Source organism: Sphingomonas sp. BE123, assembly GCF_031456015.1.
Taxonomy (GTDB): domain Bacteria; phylum Pseudomonadota; class Alphaproteobacteria; order Sphingomonadales; family Sphingomonadaceae; genus Sphingomonas.
This window is the reverse complement of record NZ_JAVDTW010000001.1, coordinates 784414-801014: the sequence shown is the minus strand read 5'-3', so window position 1 is coordinate 801014 and position 16601 is coordinate 784414. Positions and strand designations below refer to the sequence as shown.

Sequence of the window (16601 nt, the reverse complement as noted above, 5' to 3'; positions counted from 1 at the left end):
GATGAAGCGCGTATTGGTGGCTTTGGTCGCTGGCACCATCCTGAGCGGCGCGGCGGCGGTCTACGCCACGGCGACCTTCACCGTCGGCGAGGCGCGGGCCAGCGCACAGGCAGCTGCCCCGGTGCGCTGAGCGCGCCGCACGCCGTCATCGCATCGATCGGGCCTGCAACCGGGCGGCGCAGCAGCGCGGCCGGTGTTGTTGCGCGCACTCAACCGAGCCGGAGCTGAACCATGGACCCCGTCCGCAAGGTCGAAGGGCGCGCCTATCCGTGGGGCGCCAAGAATATCGACACCGACATCATCATCCCCGCCCACTGGCTCAAGACGATCAGCCGCGAAGGGCTCGGCAAGGGCGCGTTCGAAACGGTGCGCGCGCAGCCGGGCAACATCTTTGACGATCCCGCCTATGCCGGTTCGCCGATCCTGATCGCGGGCGACAATTTCGGATGCGGGTCGAGCCGCGAGCATGCCGCCTGGGCGCTCAAGGACATGGGCATCACTGCGGTGATCGCGCCAAGCTATTCGGACATCTTCTCGGGCAACGCGTTCAAGAACGGCATCGTTGCCGTCGTGCTGCCGCAGGAGGCGATCGACCGGCTGATCGACGTCGCCAAAACCGATCCGGTCACCATCGACCTCGAAACCATGACCGTTACCACCCCCTTCCAGGACCGCTTCAGCTTCGAGATGGACCCGTTCCGTCGCGATTGCCTGATGCAGGGGCTGGACGAGGTCGGGCTGACACTGGCAAGAGATACCGCAATTTCGAAATATGAGTCGATGGTCGCCGACGCGCGGCCGTGGCTCAAGAGGGAGAGCGGTGATGCGGGCGTTGTTGTCGAAGGAAGTGGGCGGACCTGAAACTCTAACCATGGGTGAGCTGCCCGATCCGGTGGCGAAACCCGGTGAGGTGGTGGTCGCGGTCAAGGCCTGTGCGATCAACTTCCCCGATGTGATCATCATCGAGGACAAATACCAGTTCAAACCGCCGCGCCCGTTTGCGCCGGGCGGCGAGATCGCCGGCGTCGTCGAATCGGTGGGGGAGGGCGTCACCGCCTTCAAGCCCGGCGACCGCGTGCTCGGGTCGACCGGCTGGAACGGCCTCGCCGAAAAGGTCGCGGTCGATCATCGCCGCCTCTACCCGTTGCCCGACAGCAAGAGCTTCGAACAGGGCGCCGCGCTGCTGATGACCTATGGCACCAGCATCCATGCGCTGCGCGATCGCGGGCATCTGAAGGCCGGCGACACGCTGCTGATCCTCGGCGCTGCGGGCGGCATCGGCCTGTCGGCGATCGAACTGGGCAAGGCATTCGGCGCGCGCGTCGTTGCGGCGGTCTCGAGCGCGGAGAAGGCGGCGGCGGCCAAGGCGGCCGGCGCGGACGACACGGTCATCTATGGCCGCGCCCCGTTCGACAAGGACGCGTCAAAGGCGCTGGCGGAACAGTTCAAGGCGGCGGTCGGGCCGGATGGCGCGAACGTGATCTACGATCCCGTCGGCGGCGACTATGCCGAACCCGCGCTCCGCTCGATCGCATGGGAAGGGCGCTACCTTGTCGTCGGGTTCCCCGCCGGCATCCCGAAACTCGCGCTCAACCTGACCCTGCTCAAGAGCTGCGACGTGTGCGGCGTGTTCTGGGGCGCCTTTGCCGCGCGCGATCCCAAGGCGAACGCCGCGCATGTCGACCACCTGTTCCGCCTGTGGGAAGCGGGCAAGATCAACCCGCACGTCAGCGAGGTGTTCGCGTTCGAGGACGGCGGCAAGGCCATCGCCAAGCTCGCCGACCGTGGCGCGATCGGCAAGCTGGTGGTGCGGGTCGACGGCTGAGCCGGCGACCGCGCCCCTCACGGCAGCGCGTTGCGGTCGATCGTATAGCCGTTGGCGATCGTCGCGGCGGCGCGCTGGCGGACCTTGTCGGGGGCGGCGATCAGCCCCCGCTCGGTCAGCGGGCCGCCTGGCCCCCACATGCTGGCATAAAGGTCGAGAAACGCGCGAAGCTCGGGCATCGCGTCGAGGTGGCGCTTCTTGACATAGAGGTACAGGGTGCGCCCGCCGGCATAGCTGCCCTTGGCGATGTCCTGCGCGGTCGGGGCGACGCCGTCGATCGATACCCCGCGCAGGCGCGAACGGTTGCGGTCGAGATAGGAGAAGCCGAGCACGCCGATCGCTGCGCGGTTCTCGGCCAGGCCGGCGACGATCACCTCGTCATCCTCGCCCTTTTCGACATAGGCACCATCGCTGCGCAGCGTTTTGCACGCCGCCGCGTACAGTGCCGGGTCGGGGTTCATCCGCAATTCCTGCGCCGCCGGCATCGCCGCGAGGCACCCGGGCTCGAGGATCAGCTCGACAAAGGCGTCGCGCGTCCCGCTCGTCGCGGGCGGGCCCAGCACGGTGATCGGGCTGGCGGGCAGCGCCGGGTTGACGTCTTTCCACGTTTTCGCGCTGTTCGGCTTGCCCATCGGGTTGGCGGCGAGCGCGAGGTAGATGTCCTTGCGCGTCAGGGCCAGCTTCGGACCCTCCAGCGGTTCGGCCAGCGCGATGCCGTCCAGACCGATCGGCACCTCGATGATATCCTTGACGCCATTGGCCTGGCAGATGTCGAATTCGCGCGCGCGCATGCGGCGCGATGCCTCGATCAGGTCGGGATATTTGGCGCCAACGCCTTCGCAGAAACGGACCATGCCGCCGCCGGTCCCGGTCGATTCGATCGTCGGCGTGCGGCGATTGTCGTCGGCGGCAACGAACGCCGCGGCCACCGCCTTGGTGAACGGCAACACCGTCGACGAGCCGACGATATGCACCGCGCGCAGCGATGTGCCGTCGCACCCCGCCAGCGCAAACATGGCCAGCGCCACCACACCGAACCGCTTCATCATCGCTGTTTCCTCCCGCTCGACCACCGCACAGGGAGGCGCGCCGCACCAGCGCATCCGCCGCGCCCGCTATCGGCCCGCGGCGTTACCCGCGTGTGACAGGGTGGGGCGGCGCGACAGCGGGCCGATTGCCGCATCGGATCGGCCGACTATAGTGGCGCGATGACGGTCACGACGCAGCAGGCGGCGCAGCTTCACGGACAGGCAGCAGAGGCGTTGCGCCGCGGCGACGGGCGTGCCGCGCTCGCCGCGCTGGAACCGCTGGCGGGGCGCAGCGACGCGCCGCATCTGCTGGTGGTGCAGGCGCATGTCCTGCTTGGCGACTGGGTGTCGGCCGAACCGGCGGTCGATCGGGTGCTGGCAATCGATCCGCGCCATGTCGCGGCGCTGATCTTCAAGGCCGATTGCCGCCGCGAACTGGGTGACAGCAAGGCGGCGACGGCGTTTTACGCAACCGCGCTCCAGACCGCGGCGCAGCTGCCTCAGCTGTCGCCCGCGCTCAACGCGATGCTGCACCGCGCCAAGGCTGCGCTCGATGCGCTTTCGGCGGAACAGGCGGCGAGCATCTGGGCGCGGCTGGACGATGCCGGACTGACCGCAACGCAGCGCAGCCCGCGCGTGACCGAGGCGCTGGAGATCCTGACCGGCAAGCGGCAGATTTTCGTCCAGCAGCCGCAAAGCTTCTATTTTCCCGGCCTGCCGCAGATCCAGTTCTACGACCGCAGCGCGTTCGACTGGGTGCCCGCGCTGGAGGCGCGCACCGACGCGATCCGTGACGAGCTGACCACGATCCTGGCCGACGAAGCGGCGTTCCGGCCCTATGTCGAATCCGACCCGAGCCGCCCCGCAAAGCGCAATGCGATGGTCGGCGACCCGCGCTGGGGCGCCTATTATCTGTGGCAGGGGGGCGAACGCGTCGCCGACCATGCCGACCGCTGCCCGCAGACGATGGCCGCGCTGGAACTGGCCCCGATCCCGCAGATCGCGAAGCGCTCGCCGATGGCGCTGTTCTCGATGCTGAAGCCGGGCATGCACATTCCGGCGCATACCGGCTTTCTCAACACCCGCCTGATCTGTCACTTGCCCCTGATCGTCCCGCCCGGCTGCCGCTTCCGCGTCGGCAACGAGACGCGGCAGTGGGAAGAGGGGCGCATGCTCATCTTCGACGATTCGATCGAGCATGAGGCGTGGAATGACGGGCAGGACACCCGCGTCGTGCTGTTGTTCGAAATCTGGCGCCCGGAGATCGACGCGGCCGACCGCGCCGCGCTGACGCTGATCTTCGAACATGTCGCGGGGTACGGGGAGTAGTCAGCCGCCGCTCGCCCATTCGCGTACTTCGGGAACCTGCCAGGAGGCGGGCAGATCGGGGAAATGTCCCCAATGCTGCCATTTCGTGCCGTCCCGATCGCGCGATACCAGGCCCCAGCGCGGTGGATCGGGCCAGCCGAACCAGACATTGTCAATCAGCAGCAGCGCTTCATCGCCCAATGTCGCGACATGGCTGACGTCGCGGTCAGCAAACCAGGCGCGATCATGGCCAAACAAGCCTGTCTTCGGGAAATCGGCATAGTCGATCCGCGACCAGTGGATCGCCATTTGCGCGAAACGATGAAAGCCCGCTTCCTGTCGGTCTGCGGCCTTCCCGCACAGGGTGAACGGAACCGGCTCCCATTCGGGCAGGATCGGATCGCGGCGATACAGCGCCACTGGCCGGCCTATTTGCCCTGCTGACGCCGCGCCATGAATGCCAGCCGCTCGAACAGCATCACATCCTGTTCGTTCTTGAGCAGCGCCCCGTGGAGCGGCGGGATCGCCTTGCTCGGGTCGCGCGACTGCAGCACGTCGAGCGGCATGTCCTCGTGCAGCAGCAGCTTGAGCCAGTCGAGCAGCTCGCTGGTGCTCGGCTTTTTCTTCAGGCCGGGGACCTCGCGGATATCGTAAAAGATATCCATCGCCTTGCTCACCAGGATCTTCTGGATACCGGGGAAGTGCACGTCGATGATCGCCTGCATCGTGCCGCGATCGGGGAACTTGATGTAATGAAAGAAGCAGCGGCGCAGGAATGCGTCGGGCAGTTCCTTCTCGTTGTTCGACGTGATCACCACGATCGGGCGCTCGGCGGCACGCACCGTCTCGCCGGTCTCGTAGACATGGAATTCCATGCGATCGAGTTCGTGGAGCAGGTCGTTGGGGAATTCGATATCCGCCTTGTCGATCTCGTCGATCAGCAGCACCGGGAGCTGGGGCGACGTGAACGCCTCCCACAGCTTGCCCTTGCGGATATAGTTCGAAATCTCATGCACGCGCGGGTCGCCAAGCTGGCCGTCGCGCAGCCGCGCCACCGCGTCATATTCATACAGGCCCTGATGTGCCTTGGTGGTCGACTTGACGTTCCATTCGATCAGCGGCGCGCCGACCGCCTTGGCGATTTCATAGGCCAGCACGGTCTTGCCCGTGCCCGGCTCGCCCTTGACCAGCAGCGGGCGGCGCAGCGTGACTGCAGCGTTGACCGCGACCTTCAGATCGTCGGTTGCGACATAATCCTGCGTGCCTTCGAAGCGCATTCCCGTCCCCGTCAAATTGGAAGATCGGGTATGGACTAGCGGGGAAAGCCGGTGCCGCGCAAGCGGGGAGTGGGGTCAGTCCTGCCCGCGGGCCGACGCGCGCGCGTCGAGCAGGTCGATCAGGCCGCGATGCTGGGCCAGCATCTGCTGCGCCCCGAACATCATCGCGCGTTCGACCGGAAGGGCGGTTGCGAGCACGTCGATCACCGTCGCCGTCTCGAACGCCGGGGGCAGATCGCCCGGTGGCGGCTCGAGCCCCAGCCGCAGCGCCAATATGTCGAGTACCGCCCGGATCGCCGGCCAGTCCAGTGCCAGCGCGATCGCGGTGCCGTCGGCGCAGCCATTGCGATCCGACCGGGCGAGCATGTCGAGCGCATGGCGCTGCGCGGTGATCGCGGTTTCGGACGCGGCCTGTCCCGGCGTGCTCGGCATCGGCCCGGCAGCCGCGACGAGCCGCACCAGATAGGCGCGCTCCGCCGCAAAACCGGCAACGGCATGGGCATGCCATTCGGCCGCAGCGGGCTGGCGCGATTGTGCCGCGGCCAGCTCGAACAGGTCGGGATGGCGGGCGTGGAGCAGGCAGATCTGATGGGCAAGGTCAGCCAGGTCGCGCAACGGCACGGCCGCCCGCGCCAGATGGGCAAGATAGGGGTGGCTGTCGCTGCCGTCCCCGGCGACGAGCGCGGTCAGCGCGCCCGAAGCGCCGCTCAACCCTGCCAAACGTGCCACAGTCGGTCCCATGCATCCCCGCAGTGCCATCGCGCCGGCCCATCCGGCGTCGTGCGGCCCCTGTTGCAGCAAAGGGTTATACCGAACCGCGTAAAGACGTGGTTGATCGCGCGTTAAGGGAGTCTTCGGATGTGCGCGGGTGGAAACGGGGCCGGCGCGTGCGCGACCGGCCCCGTCATGCCGATCCGGGACGGTTCAGCGGCGCGCAGGAGGGGCCGCCGCAGCGGCGTCGTCGGGCAGGCCGCCCAGTTCATAGACCAGCTTGGTATAGGCATCGAGATAGGCGAGCACGATCACCTGGCCGATATCGGTATTCTGATATCCGGTGCCGCCCGCTGCCGCAAAGCCGCCCCACCAGCCGCTCGCCGCGCCGCCGCCAAAGCCGACATCGGTCTTGCGGGCATAGCCCTCGGTCATCGCCTTTTCCTCGGTCGTGCGCGCATCGACCATCGACAGCGTGACGCTGGCTTCCTTCTTCTTGATGCTGATCCCGCCGGCGATCGCGCCAACGCCGCCCAGGATGCCGCCGCGCCGGCCGAGCAGGCCGCCGATCGCGCCGCCCACGCCGCCGCCGCCCGAATCCCGGTTGGACGAGACGATGTCAGGCTGCAGGAAATAGTCTGCGGTCCGCACCTGGCCCTTGCCGACATTCTGGCCCGGCTGCATCTCACCCTGCTCCTGCAGCGCGCGCTCCATCGCGCGGCTCTGCATCGCGCGGCCGCGATTGACGATGGTGAAGCAGCCCGATTGCTGGACGAACACCTTCAGGATCGCCTCCGGGCTGCCCAGGTTCAGCTCGCGCCACCACTGATTGTCCGGCTCGACAATCGCGACGGTGCCGAGATTCTTGGTGCAGCGCGGGATTTCGCGCTGGCCGCGCTCCTGGTCCCGGCGCCCCGACGATGCGCCCTTGGTGGTTCCGTCGCGATAGGTTTTCCCCGACGAACTGGTCGCGGTCTGCGCGGATGCGGCGATCGGGCCGGCAGCCATCGAAAGCAGCGCGGTTGCGGCGATCACATTGCGGACAAGACGCATCGAATTCTTCCTCCCGTTCCTGGGGCATTGGCCCCGCAGGCCGCGTCGGCGATAATCGGTCACGCGGCTCCCCTTCCACTGACACAATCTGACACGGGCGCCCCAGGCGTCCCACTGCAACGCATATCGCATCGGCCGCGCCGACGCACCGAAATTCCGGTCGCGGCCGCGCCGCGCGCCGTCGCGGTCAGGGGGCGATGCGCACCGTGTCGCTGGTCCCGCCCGCGATGGTCCACAGGTCGCCGAAATCGGGGTGCGACAAGGGCGCTGGCCGCGCACCGCCCAGTCGTTCGACAATGTCCGGCACGGTATTGCTGTGCCCGACGATCAGCACGGGACAGGCCGATGCGCGCGCCTGCGCCACCACGCCGGCGATATCGGCCGCGTCATAGGTGCGGATGGCGATGCCGCGCCCGGCGGCGGTCGCCGCCGCGGTCCGGCGCGTGCGCTTGTACTGCGTCACCAGGATCGCGCACAGCCGCTTGCCCCGGAACCAGCGCGCCAGCGCTTCGGCCCGCGCCACGCCCTGCGGCAACAGGTCGGGGTCCTTCTCCCCCGCCGGCGTGTCGAAATGCCGGACGACATGAACCGGCACGTCAGCTGCCGCCGCCGGAAGGGCAGCGCAGCAGGGAAGGGCTAGGAGCAGGAACCGCATCGCCGCACACTGGCCCCACAGGGCATCTTCCGCAAGGGCGCGACCCCTGCTAGGCGCGCGGGATCATGGCAACCGACATTTCCCGCATCCGCAATTTCTCGATCATCGCGCATATCGACCACGGCAAGTCGACGCTGGCCGATCGCCTCATCCAGCGCACCGGCGGTCTCACCGAACGTGAGATGTCCGAACAGGTGCTCGATAACATGGATATCGAGAAGGAACGCGGCATCACGATCAAGGCGCAGACCGTGCGCCTCGACTGGAAGGGGCCGGACGGCAAGGATTATGTCCTCAACCTGATGGACACGCCGGGCCATGTCGACTTCGCCTATGAGGTGAGCCGGTCGCTGGCGGCGTGCGAGGGCGCGCTGCTGGTCGTCGACGCGGCGCAGGGGGTCGAGGCGCAGACCCTCGCCAACGTCTATCAGTCGATCGAGCACGACCATGAGATCGTGCCGGTGATCAACAAGATCGACCTGCCCAGCGCCGAGCCGGACAAGGTCAAGAACGAGATCGAGGAGATTATCGGCCTCGACGCATCGAACGCGGTGCTGGCCAGCGCCAAGGCCGGGATCGGGATCGAGGAAATCCTGAACGCGGTGTGCGAACGCATCCCGGCGCCCAAGGGCGATGCCAATGCGCCGCTCAAGGCGATGCTGGTCGACAGCTGGTACGACCCGTATCTCGGCGTGGTCATCCTCGTCCGCGTGATCGACGGCACGCTCAAAAAGGGCCAGCAGGTCAAGTTCATGCAGTCGGGCACCACCCATCTGGTGGACCGTGTCGGCTGTTTCCGGCCCAAGATCGAACAGCTTGCCGACCTTGGCCCGGGCGAAATCGGCTTCATCACCGCACAGATCAAGGAAGTGGCGCAGGCGCGCGTCGGCGACACGCTGACCGACGCCAAGAAGCCCGCGGCCGAGCCGCTGCCGGGGTTCAAGGAAGTCCAGCCGGTCGTGTTCTGCGGCCTGTTCCCGACCGATGCGGCGGACTTCGAAAAGCTGCGCGAGAGCATCTCCAAGCTCCGCCTCAACGACGCGTCGTTCAGCTTCGAGATGGAAACCAGCGCGGCGCTCGGCTTCGGCTTCCGCTGCGGCTTCCTCGGCCTGCTGCATCTCGAGATCATTCAGGAGCGGTTGAGCCGCGAATATGACCTCGACCTCATCACCACCGCGCCGTCGGTGGTGTACCAGATCGAGCTGACCCATGGCGGCGGGCATCTGGAGCTGCACAACCCGGCCGACATGCCCGATCCCAACAAGATCGCGACGATCAGCGAGCCGTGGATCCAGGCCGTGATCTACGTCCCCGACGAATATCTCGGGTCGATCCTGAAGCTGTGCCAGGACCGGCGCGGCATTCAGCAGAACCTGACCTATGTCGGCGGCCGCGCGCAGGTGACCTACGAATTGCCGCTCAACGAAGTCGTGTTCGACTTCTACGATCGCCTGAAGTCGCTGTCGAAGGGCTATGCCAGCTTCGACTATGAGCAGATCGGTTATCGCGAGGGCGACCTCGTCAAGATGGGCATCCTGGTCAATGAAGAGCCGGTCGACGCGCTCAGCATGATCGTCCACCGCTCGACCGCCGAGGTGCGCGGGCGCGGCATGTGCGAGCGGCTCAAGGAACTGATCCCGCGCCATCTGTTCAAGATCCCGATCCAGGCGGCGATCGGCGGCAAGGTGATCGCGCGCGAGACGATCAGCGCGATGCGCAAGGACGTGACCGCCAAATGCTATGGCGGCGACGCGACGCGTAAGCGCAAGCTGCTGGAAAAGCAGAAAAAGGGTAAGGCGCGGATGCGGGAATACGGCAATGTCAGCATCCCGCAGGAAGCGTTCATCGCCGCGCTGCGTATGGGCGACGAATAACCCTTTTCTCCGTTCCGGACGGAGGCTTCAGCGCCAGTCTCGTCTCAATCCTCCCCCGCCAGGGGGAGGTGGCACGCGCAGCGTGACGGAGGGGGAGGAAAGGGGGTCGGCTTGAGTGGAGAGGACGTTGCCGTCCTCCCCCTCCGACGCCTTCGGCGCCACCTCCCCCTGGCGGGGGAGGATTATGGTCGGTGCGCGCTCCGCCCTACTTCCCCGCCGGCTGCTCCAACCACCCGCCCTTGAACCCCGCGCGCTCCAGCCCGCGCCGGATATGCGGGTTCTTGCGCATCGTCTTCCAGATCAGGCCGCTGCGGTGGTTTTCCAGCATCGCCAGGATCGGCCCCTGATCGATGCCGAGGTAATCGCGCGCGAACCAGCCATGCTTGGCGTCGACCACGCCGTCGCGGCTGCCGACATCGGTGAAGGTATAGCTCGGGTTGAACGCGTCCTTGAAGCCATAGCGCTGGTACAGCTTGTCGCCATATTTGGCGCGCATCGCCATCAGCGCGGGCAGGGCGATTTCCGGCGCGAAGGCGACCGATCCGCCAGCCGCCGTCGGCACGATCGTGCCATCGTCGACGATGCGATAGCTGCTCACGCCCCGCGCGGAATAGCCCTGAAATTCGCGGGCCTTGCCATTGACGACGCGGCCATTGGCGCCGCCGCCGGGCCCGTCCGACGCGGTCCAGCCCCAGATGTCGCCCGAATAGCCGGTCCAGTTGTTCGGATTGTCCACGCCATAGGCACGCTGCGCCAGCGTCGCGCGGCGGCTGTTCTCGAAATAATCGATGCCCTTGCCGGCCATGAACGCGTCCTGGATGCCGCGGAAATCGACCCAGACATGGCTGTACTGGTGCCCGAACAGCGGCTCGAACTGCAGATGCTCCTGCCCGTAATAGGTGCCCCAGCTCTTGCCGAGCTTGCCCGCCCAGCCGGTGTCCCATGCGTCCTTGCCCACGGCATGCGTCGGCGACCCGAGCGCGAGGATATAGACCAGCATCCCCTCGTCATAACCGACCCAGTCATGCGTCCCGAAATCGCCGCCATTGCCGCGCTCCGGGTACCATCCCATCGCGATCGCCTTGCCGCCGTTGCTGTTCGCCGACGGGATCGAACTGCGCTCGCGCTGGACAAAGGTCCAGTCGACGCGGCCGTAGATCTTCTCCGCCAGATCGCGGATCGCCGCTTCGGTCGGATCGTCGCGGTCGAAATAGCTTTGCGCGAACAGGATGCCGCCGAGCAGCAGCGTGGTGTCCACCGTCGACAGTTCGGTATTGCGATAGCGCGTGCCGTCGCCGTTCTTGAGGAAATGGTAGAAAAAGCCCTTATGCCCCGCGGTCCCGCTGACCGCCGGACCCTGCGGCGCATTCCAGTAGAATTCCATGCACTTGCGCGTGCGCTCTGCGGCCGCTGCCCGCGTGACATAGCCGCGCTCCGCCCCGACGCCGTACGCGGTCAGCGCAAAGCCGGTCGCGGCGATGCTGGAAAAGGGGTTTGACGGCCAGCGATCGGGCGCCAGGCACGTCTCGACGCTGGTCGTCTCCCAGAAATAATCGAACGTCCGCCGCGACAGATCCTCGACAAAAGCCGCTTCGTTCAGCGCCGGCGCCGCCGACGGCTGCGGGGCAGGGGCGGGCAGCGTCGCACAGGCGGCCAGCATGGGCAGCGCGGCAAGACCGATCGAGGAAAGGCGGAACGCCATGATGGTTACTCCTTAGACACAAAAAAGGCGCGCGGACGGGGAAATCCGTCCGCGCGCCATCCCGGTTCAGCCGATCAGAACGAGATACCGGCCGAAAGCTTGATCGTGCGGGTCAGGTTGCCGCCGATGCCGCGGTTGGCGATGTCGCCGAACACGCCATTGGCATCCGCGGTGACGTCGCGCGGGTTCGAGTTGTAGCTGTTGAAGTTGTAGGTGTTGAGGATGTTGAGCGCATCCACGCGCAGCCGCAGCTTGGTCGTCTCGCTCAGGAACTTGAGCGGGACGTACTTCGTGACGGCAACGTCGAGCTGACGGAACGCCCACCAATCGCCCAGGATGAACGGGTTCTGGTTGTTCCCCTCGATCCCCTGGATGATGCGCACGCCGGTCGCGGTGTTGTTGAAGCCCTTGAGATACGGGGCCGTTTCAAGCCGCAGCTTGCTCGAGAAGACGATCCCGAACGGCAGGTCGACGCTGCCCGCCATCACCAGGCGATGCCGCGCCACGCCCGCCGACCGCAGGGTCGGATAGTCGTTGATCGACGGGAAATCGAGGCTGAAGGTCTCGCCGAACTGGCGGTTCTCTTCGGCGTCGGTGTAGGTGTAGGTCGCAGTCACGTTCCACGGCGAGCTCTGCGTGTAACGCTTGGTCAGCTTCACATAGGCCGAATTCGCGCTCGTCTCGAGCCCGTTGTCGCCCAGGATGATGCTGCCGCGGCCCGGCGGCGGGTTGCCGAACGGCGAGCTCTGGTTGCCGGTCGGGGCAAAGAAGCTGCCGTCGGGACGGCGGTTGCCCAGCAGCCAGACAAAGCCGTCGCGGCTCTTGATGTGCGAGAAGCCGAGCTCGGTCTCGAGCAGGCCGAACTGGCGGCGGATGCCCAGGCTGAACTGATCCGAATACGGGGTCTTCAGATCGTTGTTGATGAAGCGCAGCTCGGCGCCGCCCTGCGGACCGACCGAATTGACCAGCTGTGCGCGCCCTTCCGGGGTTGCATAGATCGGGTTCCACGCAACGCAGGTCGCCGACGGGGTGCAATTGTTGCGCGTGTCGCCGGGGACCAGGAAGTTGAACGTGCGGGTGGAGAAGCCACCGACGCTGGTTTCCTGCTGGATGAAGTCGAACTGGTTGCGGTCGTACGAACGGCCATAGCCGCCGAAGATCGCGAAGTTCGATTCCTCGTCGATCATGTAGGTGAAGCCCAGCCGCGGCTGGAACGCACCGGTGAACGTCTTCCGCTCCTTGCCGGTCGAGATATAGTCGTTGATGTTGTAATTGGCGTTGTTCAGGTTCGGGTAGTTGGCCGGCGAAACCGCCGCCACCGCCTGCGCCGGATGGACGAAATCGACCCATGCCGGGGTCCGGTCATAATCCCAGCGCAGGCCGAGGTTCAGCGTCAGCTGCTCGGTCGCCTGCCAGTCGTCCTGAATGTACAGGCCAAGCTGGAAATTCTTTGACTGGACGATCGGATCGGCGCCAAGCCCGGGGTCGAAGCCGAACTGGACCCGGAACGGCTGGGTGTTGTTCCACGCCGCGCCATTATACTGGGTGTTGTAGAAATAGACCGGGTTGAACAGGTTGAGCTGCAGCGAGTTGAGGTCGACCCACTTCGCCTTGACGCCGGCCTTGACCGTGTGGCGCTCGGCGCCGGTCCAGGTGAAGTCGTTCTGGATGCCCCAGCCCTTCTGGCCCTTGTCCTGATAGTTGGAGCCGCCGCCGGTGCGATAGATCTGGACGCCATTGGCATCCTGATACGCGAACTGCGGACCGAACACGGCCGGGGTCGGCGCCCAGCGCGCGTCTTCATAGGTCAGCTTGAGGTCGTTGACCCAGGTGTCGGCGCTGTGCTCCCAGCGGAACGTGCCGCGATATTCCTCGACCTTGGAGTTGCTGGCGGTGTCGCGCAGGTTCGACCCGCTGCCGATGCCATCGCCGCTTTCGAGGCGCACCTTGACCGACCCTTCGATCAGGTCGCGATCGGTCGGCTGGAAGCTCAGCTTGCCGAAGAACAGGTCTTCGTTGAAGATGCGGCTGAAGCTGCCGAATTCGTTCTGCACCGCCGACGGGATGTTGGCGTTGTTGGCCGAATTGCCCGGGAAGATGTCGATCGGGCGCTCGATCCGCTTGCCTTCATAGGTAACGAAGAAGTGCAGCTTGTCCTTGATGATCGGACCGCCGAGCGAGGCGCCGAACTGCATGTCCTGGACCGAGGTCTTGGCCGCGTTGGTGTCACGCTCGATCGGCGTGCGCGTGCGGAAGCTCTCGTCATAATATTCAAAGAAGGCGTCGCCCTTGAACTCGTTGGTGCCCGAACGGGTCACCGCGGTGATCGCGACCGAGCTGACCTGGTCGAACTCCGCCTTGTAGTTCGAGCTGAGCACCTTGTACTCGCCGATCGCCGACTGCGGGAACGGGTTGCCTTCCGAGGAATCCTGCCCGGTCACGCCGTTCTTGAGGACATAGTCCTTCTGGCCGACGCCATCGATGAACACGTTGACGGTGCGGCTGTCCTGCGCGCCGCCCTGCAGCCGGGCATTGCCGTTCGATCCGGTGATGAACTGCACGCCCGGGGCGAGGTCGGCAAAGGCGAGGAAGTTGCGGTTGTTCTGCGGCAGCGTGTCGATCTCGCGCTGCGTGATGTTCACGCCGACTTCGCCGCCTTCCATCGAACGGATGCGGCCGCTAGTGATCAGGATTTCATCGGCTGCACCGGTATCGGCCGTCGTGACGGGCGCGGTGAGGTCGAAATCGAGCACGGCGTTCTGCGCGACGAGCAGCTGGAATTCGTCGGTCTTGCGCACGCCCGACGGCGTGGTGACCTCAAGGCGATAGGTGCCCGGCGGCAGCGACGCGATCTGGTACACGCCATTTTCGCTGACCGTCGCGGTACGCGTCAGGCCGGTGTTGACGTTGACCGCAGTCACCTGCGACGCGCCGCCTTCGGCCGTGATGGTGCCGCGGAGCGAGGCGTTGACCTGCTGCGCATGCGCGGGAACCGCGACGCCGATGGCCAGGGCGGCGCCGGCGCTCGACCAGGCGAGGGCGGCAGCGGCGGCGCGGACGCGCGAGCCACGGATGAATGCATTCGGTGCGAGATGTGATGACTTCACAGGATCCCCCCTGGAGGTTGACAACGTTTACCTGATTGCACCGTTCGTCCCGGACCGGGCGAGTCGGCGGCCTGCCTGTTATGCGTTGGGCGGCGTCCCTGTAACCGGTTTCATCGCGGCTGTATAGGATAAACCGGAGTTCGCGCGTTCGTCAGTTCAGCGCGTACCGACCCGTGCTTTCCGTAGCGGCGCGTGCGCGTGTCAGACTTGGACTGTGGCGGAAGCCGGCGCGGCGCGGCACAGCTGCGGCATGCGGAGACGCATCTTTCCCCTGAACCTTTGACGGGGCGTCGCGCGCAGCACAGGCGCGCGGCGCCCCGGATTTTTGCTATGCCGGGGCGGGGATCGACCGGAGTCGGGAAACGCGCGATGCGGGCACAGGCGGGGGGCAGCGGGACGGATACGAGCCGGGCGAGCGGCTGGCACAGTGCCGCCGCGCACGCGGTCCGCTGCATCGGCGCGCTCGCGCTCGCGGCAGTGCTGCCGGCGCAGGCGCAGACCGCCGCGCGGGTGCCGCCTTCGGTGCCGGCGGAGATCGTCGCGGCGGGCGATTTCGCGACCGGGCACCGGCTCGTCGGACAGCAGCTTGCCACGTGCCTTCAAACCGCGCCGCGCGCCGACGCGTGCCTCGACCTCATCCACGCGATGGTCAACCTGTCGCTGCGGATCGGGCGGACAGGCGAGGCCGAGGCACATGCCCGGCGCGCGCTGACGATCGCGCAGGCCACCGCCGGACCTGACAGCCGCGATGTCGCCCGCGCCCAGCTCGCGCTGGCAACCGCGCTGGGTGCCGCCAACCAGCTGCGCGCCGCCTATGACGCCGCGCGCCGCGGCGCGGCAGGCTATCAGGCGGCACTCGGTGCGGATCATCCCGATACGGTCGATGCCCATGCCGCAACGGCCGAGGCGGCATGGGCGCTCGGCCTGATCGAACCGGCGTCGCGCAGCTACAAGACGGCGATCGAAGCGGCGCAGTCCAACATGCACCGCGCGACGGTGACCGAATGGGCGCACCAACGCCCCGGCTTCGCACGGCTCTACAATGACTATGCCAATTTCCTGCGGGAGATCGGCTATCCGGCGGCAGCGGAACCCTTTGCGCGCGAAGCGGCGCGCATCTGGCGCGATGCGCTCGGGCCGGATCATCCCGACATGGCGGTCGGCCACAGCAGCTATGGCCTGATCCTCACCGATCTGCGCCGCCATGACGAAGCGGCACTGTATCTGCGCGAGTCGCTCAGGATCCGTCGCCTCAACCGCCAGTCGCCGGACGCGCTGCTGACTGGCTACAATAATCTGGCGGTTGCGCTCGATACAGCCGGCGATCGTGCGGGTGCCGTGGCGACGCTGCGCGCGGCGCTCGCGCTGATCGCGCCCGACGCGCGGGTCGATCCGCTGCTGCTGGCGACGCTCCGTGCCAATCTGGGCGGCAACCTGCTCGGCGACCTGCGCGCCGAAGGGGCGCTGCGCGAAGCGGCGACTCAGCTTGAGCTGGCCCGTGCCGCCCAGCTGCGCCTGTTGCCGCCCGCTCATCCTGACCGGATTGCGAGCGCGGGCAAACTTGCGTCCGCCTATGCCCGGCTCGGGCGCCGGGGCGAGGCAGCGGCGCTGTTCGATGAAGCGCTGGCCGGCGCGCGCACGGCGCTCGGCGTCCACCATGTGCAGACGCTGCGTATCCAGCTCAACCTTGCCCATTTCCACCTCGACGGCGGCCGCGCGGAAGCAGCCAGGCCGCTCTACCGCACGGCGCAGCGCGCGCTGCTGGCGCGTCTCACCGGACCGGATCCGGCCGGCGCATCGCGCGCCGATCTGCGTGAATTCCGCGACGGCTTTGCCGGACAGGTCGAGGCGGCATGGACGCTGGCACGGCGGTGAACGTCAGAGTCTGACCGTGGCGGCGTCGGTCGCCGCGGGGCAGGGAGTGGCGGTGCGGAGACGCATTCATCCCCCTCCTGACTCGGCGGGGCGCCCGGCCCAGCGCTGCGGCGCCCCGCTTTTTTTGGGGCCAATGCGGAGGCGATGGAGAAGGCCGCGTTAACCCTTTTACCTCGCTTTAACCCT

General features: G+C 66.8%; 14 protein-coding genes. 6 read left to right on the top strand and 8 right to left on the bottom strand.

The genetic code is table 11. The annotated features are described in order from the left end of the window. Window position 1 precedes the first annotated feature (1 nt). From J2Y54_RS03965 to J2Y54_RS03955, 3 genes are all read left to right on the top strand, one after another. Entirely contained in the window at window positions 2-130 is a 129-nt protein-coding gene (locus J2Y54_RS03965; RefSeq protein ID WP_310037102.1) for a hypothetical protein, read from the top strand. A 101-nt stretch (window positions 131-231) separates the two neighbouring features. Continuing rightward, window positions 232-861, top strand: coding sequence for a 3-isopropylmalate dehydratase small subunit (gene leuD, locus J2Y54_RS03960; protein WP_310037099.1), 630 nt, complete (start codon window positions 232-234; stop codon window positions 859-861). Continuing rightward, the gene (locus J2Y54_RS03955; protein WP_310037098.1) at window positions 824-1825 is read left to right on the top strand and encodes an NADPH:quinone oxidoreductase family protein; all 1002 of its coding nucleotides are present in this window, start codon (window positions 824-826) and stop codon (window positions 1823-1825) included. Before leuD ends, J2Y54_RS03955 begins: the two co-directional genes overlap by 38 nt. Window positions 1826-1842: 17 nt before the next feature. Here the strand turns inward: J2Y54_RS03955 and J2Y54_RS03950 are convergent, their stop codons facing one another. After that, entirely contained in the window at window positions 1843-2874 is a 1032-nt protein-coding gene (locus J2Y54_RS03950; protein WP_310037096.1) for a substrate-binding domain-containing protein, read from the bottom strand. A gap of 159 nt (window positions 2875-3033) precedes the next feature. Between J2Y54_RS03950 and J2Y54_RS03945 the strand changes: the two genes are divergently transcribed. After that, window positions 3034-4182: an aspartyl/asparaginyl beta-hydroxylase domain-containing protein gene (locus tag J2Y54_RS03945; protein ID WP_310037094.1), complete on the top strand. Its 1149-nt coding sequence runs from the start codon at window positions 3034-3036 to the stop codon at window positions 4180-4182. Here the strand turns inward: J2Y54_RS03945 and J2Y54_RS03940 are convergent, their stop codons facing one another. The 5 genes from J2Y54_RS03940 to J2Y54_RS03920 all read right to left on the bottom strand — a co-directional run bounded on the left by J2Y54_RS03940 (window position 4183) and on the right by J2Y54_RS03920 (window position 7857). Further along, window positions 4183-4581 carry a hypothetical protein gene (locus tag J2Y54_RS03940; protein ID WP_310037092.1) on the bottom strand — a complete coding sequence of 133 codons (399 nt, stop codon included), beginning with the start codon at window positions 4579-4581 and terminating at the stop codon, window positions 4183-4185. A gap of 8 nt (window positions 4582-4589) precedes the next feature. Continuing rightward, window positions 4590-5438 (bottom strand): MoxR family ATPase, encoded by an 849-nt coding sequence (locus tag J2Y54_RS03935; protein WP_310037090.1) that lies wholly within the window; start codon window positions 5436-5438, stop codon window positions 4590-4592. Between the two features lie 75 nt (window positions 5439-5513). Continuing rightward, complete coding sequence (locus tag J2Y54_RS03930) at window positions 5514-6167, bottom strand: DUF6975 family protein (RefSeq protein WP_310037088.1); 654 nt, start codon at window positions 6165-6167, stop codon at window positions 5514-5516. A gap of 195 nt (window positions 6168-6362) precedes the next feature. Continuing rightward, window positions 6363-7202: a CsgG/HfaB family protein gene (locus tag J2Y54_RS03925; protein ID WP_310037086.1), complete on the bottom strand. Its 840-nt coding sequence runs from the start codon at window positions 7200-7202 to the stop codon at window positions 6363-6365. 187 nt (window positions 7203-7389) lie between these two features. Beyond that, window positions 7390-7857, bottom strand: a complete 468-nt coding sequence (locus J2Y54_RS03920; protein WP_310037084.1) for a histidine phosphatase family protein — start codon at window positions 7855-7857, stop codon at window positions 7390-7392. A gap of 65 nt (window positions 7858-7922) precedes the next feature. Between J2Y54_RS03920 and lepA the strand changes: the two genes are divergently transcribed. Then, window positions 7923-9731: a translation elongation factor 4 gene (lepA, locus tag J2Y54_RS03915; protein ID WP_310037082.1), complete on the top strand. Its 1809-nt coding sequence runs from the start codon at window positions 7923-7925 to the stop codon at window positions 9729-9731. A 205-nt stretch (window positions 9732-9936) separates the two neighbouring features. On the opposite strand, the gene J2Y54_RS03910 is transcribed toward lepA, so the two are convergent. Together J2Y54_RS03910 and J2Y54_RS03905 are read right to left on the bottom strand one after the other, a co-directional pair. Further along, complete coding sequence (locus J2Y54_RS03910; RefSeq protein ID WP_310037080.1) at window positions 9937-11433, bottom strand: glucoamylase family protein; 1497 nt, start codon at window positions 11431-11433, stop codon at window positions 9937-9939. Between the two features lie 74 nt (window positions 11434-11507). Then, on the bottom strand, window positions 11508-14540 hold the full coding sequence (locus J2Y54_RS03905) for a TonB-dependent receptor domain-containing protein (protein ID WP_310037078.1): 3033 nt from the start codon (window positions 14538-14540) through the stop codon (window positions 11508-11510). Window positions 14541-14909: 369 nt separating this feature from the next. Here J2Y54_RS03905 and J2Y54_RS03900 point away from each other — a divergent pair, with 369 nt between their 5' ends. Next, window positions 14910-16415 carry a tetratricopeptide repeat protein gene (locus J2Y54_RS03900; protein ID WP_310037076.1) on the top strand — a complete coding sequence of 502 codons (1506 nt, stop codon included), beginning with the start codon at window positions 14910-14912 and terminating at the stop codon, window positions 16413-16415. The last annotated feature ends 186 nt before the right edge of the window (window positions 16416-16601 follow it).